This is a genomic window from Shewanella sp. 10N.286.52.B9 (assembly GCF_002873635.1).
GTDB lineage: Bacteria > Pseudomonadota > Gammaproteobacteria > Enterobacterales > Shewanellaceae > Shewanella.
The window spans coordinates 35,797-38,933 of record NZ_MCTY01000210.1; the positions used below are offsets into that span (position 1 = coordinate 35,797).

At 44.6% G+C, this 3,137-nt stretch carries 3 protein-coding genes; 1 reads left to right on the plus strand and 2 read right to left on the minus strand.

Translation table 11 applies throughout. The features are described from left to right. Positions 1–596, minus strand: a 596-nt coding sequence (locus tag BCU91_RS17150) for a permease (RefSeq protein ID WP_198590493.1), incomplete at its 3' end; no start/stop codon positions are given. A 9-nt stretch (positions 597–605) separates the two neighbouring features. After that, positions 606–1,067 carry a Zn(2+)-responsive transcriptional regulator gene (gene zntR / locus BCU91_RS17155; RefSeq protein ID WP_102436938.1) on the minus strand — a complete coding sequence of 154 codons (462 nt, stop codon included), beginning with the start codon at positions 1,065–1,067 and terminating at the stop codon, positions 606–608. A gap of 333 nt (positions 1,068–1,400) precedes the next feature. On the opposite strand from zntR, the gene purH reads away from it, so the two are divergent. Continuing rightward, a complete protein-coding gene (gene purH, locus BCU91_RS17160; RefSeq protein ID WP_102477125.1) occupies positions 1,401–2,990 on the plus strand; it encodes a bifunctional phosphoribosylaminoimidazolecarboxamide formyltransferase/IMP cyclohydrolase in 1,590 nt (529 codons plus the stop codon). Positions 2,991–3,137: the final 147 nt, after the last annotated feature.

Here is a 3,137-nt window from a genome sequence, read left to right on the forward strand (position 1 = left end):
TCAGCCTTAACGGATTCAGATTTACTCGCACAACAACTACTGGCTTTAGCGACTGGCACTGATTTTACAACAGCGGCACTCATTGGCTGCATCACTGATGCATTAGCAGCAGGCTTCATCGTCATCGCTGTTGTAGTTGCGGTATTAGTTGCTGTATTAGTAGCAGCATCGTCTTTAACTTCGCTGACGACCTTACCATCGTCATCATCACGACCGACTAATAAACCCGCCACAATGGCGCTGGTGATCGCCGCTATCGGACGCACAATGGCCATAAATGGCCCTAACAACACATAAGATACCGTAACCGAATCCACCCCAGTTTCAGGCGTTGATACTAAAAATGAGGTTGTAGCCGCTTTTGATGCGCCAGAGCGACGCAAACCCACTGCAGCAGGAATAACCCCGCAAGAACATAAAGGTAACGGCGCGCCAATCACAGCTGCTTTAACTACTGTTTTTAAGCCGTGACCACCAAGTTGTTTTTGCATCCATGCCATGGGCACAAAGACTTTCAACAAACCGGCCAACACTAAGCCTAATAATAGCCACGGAGCGGACTCTAAAAATAACTCTAAAAAATTGCTTAATAACATAATGCGCTCCTAACCTTGAGGCTGCTTTGCTGTATGACGTTGCTGTTCAGCTTTTGGATTTAATTCTTTATCTGTTGACTCTAATGCTTCTAAAATTGAGCAATGTTCAGCGCTTTCAGGGCCGCCGCAACAGGCCGCTGATAATTTGCCCAATGAGTTAGCAAAATTGGCGAGCTCGGCCATCTTGTCTTGTACTTGTTTAAGCTTTGAGTCCACCAGCCCTTTTACATCGGCACATGCCCAGTTGGATTTATCTAATTCAATGGATAACAACTCGGCAATGTCATTCAAACTAAAGCCCACCGCTTTGGCGCGAATAATAAAACCTAACTTGGCAGTATCATCCTCATTATAAAGTCGATAGCCCGCATCAGAGCGGCTAGAGGGCGCTAATAAACCGTGTTTTTCATAAAACCGCAGCGTATCAGCTTTAACATTAAACAGCGCCGCGACTTCACCTATTCGATACATAAATTCACCATGAGTAAGATAAACATTCTGATGCAATACACAGATAATCATTACGAGTATAAGTATTACTATAAACCTTAGAGTTAAATCCAAGGTCAAGGCTTTTATAGAATAAAATTTTGTGAGTAACTTTGTTCTTATTTCAATATTGTGAAATCGCGCAGAAAAAACACCCTATATGGTGCTTTTGCGATAAAATGCGCGCGCCCTGCCTATAGGCAGCAACCCCCTAACAAGTAAAAACATTAAGGGAATTTTGCAAAGCAGAGCCATGTCGATGTCTGCTCTGTTTTGCCAAACTTCCTTAAAATAAATAGTGGACACTGTACCTACATGAATACTGTCAGACCTATTCGTCGCGCACTGCTAAGTGTATCTGATAAAACTGGAATGCTTGAGTTTGCTAAAGCACTTCACGAGCAAGGCGTAGAACTACTTTCTACAGGCGGAACAGCCAAATTACTTGCTGACAATAATATTCCTGTCACTGAAGTATCTGACTATACCGGTCACCCTGAAATCATGGATGGTCGTGTTAAAACATTGCATCCAAAAGTACACGGCGGCATCTTAGCCCGTCGCGGTATTGATGAAATCGTAATGGAACAAAATGCCATTAAACCCATCGATTTAGTTGCGGTTAACCTTTACCCATTTGCTTCTACTGTGGCAAAAGAAGGTTGTACGTTAGCTGACGCCGTTGAGAACATCGATATCGGTGGCCCGACCATGGTACGTTCTACTGCGAAAAACCATAAAGACACCACTATTGTTGTTAACGCCAGTGACTACGATCGCGTGATTACAGAGATGCAAGCAAACAACGGCAGCACCACCTTAGAAACACGTTTTGATTTAGCCATTGCCGCATTCGAACACACTGCCGCTTACGACGGTATGATTGCTAACTACTTCGGCACTATGGTGCCTGCACACAGTAAAGATGAGTGCCACGAAGATTCTAGCTTCCCACGCACGTTCAATACTCAGCTGATCAAAAAACAAGATTTACGCTACGGCGAAAACAGCCATCAAAAAGCGGCTTTCTATGTTGATAGCAACATTGATGAAGCATCGGTTGCAAGTGCAACACAATTGCAAGGTAAAGCCCTGTCATACAACAACATTGCAGATACTGATGCTGCGCTAGAGTGTGTGAAAGAATTTGAAGGCCCAGCTTGTGTCATCGTAAAACATGCTAACCCTTGTGGTGTGGCCTTAGGTAACACGATCCTTGAAGCTTACGATCGCGCATTCAAAACTGACCCAACATCAGCTTTTGGTGGCATCATCGCCTTTAACCAAGAATTAGATGCTGACACCGCGAAAGCCATTGTTGATCGTCAATTTGTTGAAGTGATCATTGCCCCTAAAGTTAGTGCAGCAGCACGCGACATCGTTGCCGCTAAAGCCAACGTGCGATTACTCGAATGTGGTCAGTGGAATACTAAAACCACTACTCAAGATTTCAAACGTGTTAACGGCGGCTTATTAGTTCAAGACCGCGACCAAGGCATGGTTGATGTGGCTGACGTTAAAGTGGTATCAAAAGTGCAACCAACCGCCGAGCAGCTAACTGACTTAATGTTCTGCTGGAAAGTGGCTAAGTTCGTTAAATCTAACGCGATTGTTTACGCAAAAGATGGCATGACTATCGGCGTCGGCGCAGGCCAAATGAGCCGCGTTTACTCAGCAAAAGTTGCAGGCATTAAAGCGGCAGACGAAGGTTTAGTGGTTGAAGGGTCAGTGATGGCATCAGATGCCTTCTTCCCATTCCGTGACGGTATCGATGCAGCAGCTGCGGCTGGTATCAGCTGCATCATTCAGCCAGGCGGTTCAATCCGTGATGAAGAAATCATTGCAGCGGCAGATGAGCACGGCATTGCCATGGTATTTACTGGCATGCGTCACTTCCGTCACTAAAACGCCAACACCAATGACTTAACTTAAGTCATTGGTGTTTTATAATTTAGTTTTTATCATATTAGAGCCAGCCATTGTTTCAAGTTCAATGAAAGTAAGCGCAGCTTATAAGCATAAGTGAGCATGCTTGAAGCAGAAATTGAGACC

Coding starts and splice junctions, on each gene's coding strand:
- zntR (WP_102436938.1), bottom strand. CDS start 1,067: ATGTATCGAATAGGTGAAGTCGCGGCGCTGTTTAATGTTAAAGCTGAT.
- purH (WP_102477125.1), top strand. CDS start 1,401: ATGAATACTGTCAGACCTATTCGTCGCGCACTGCTAAGTGTATCTGAT.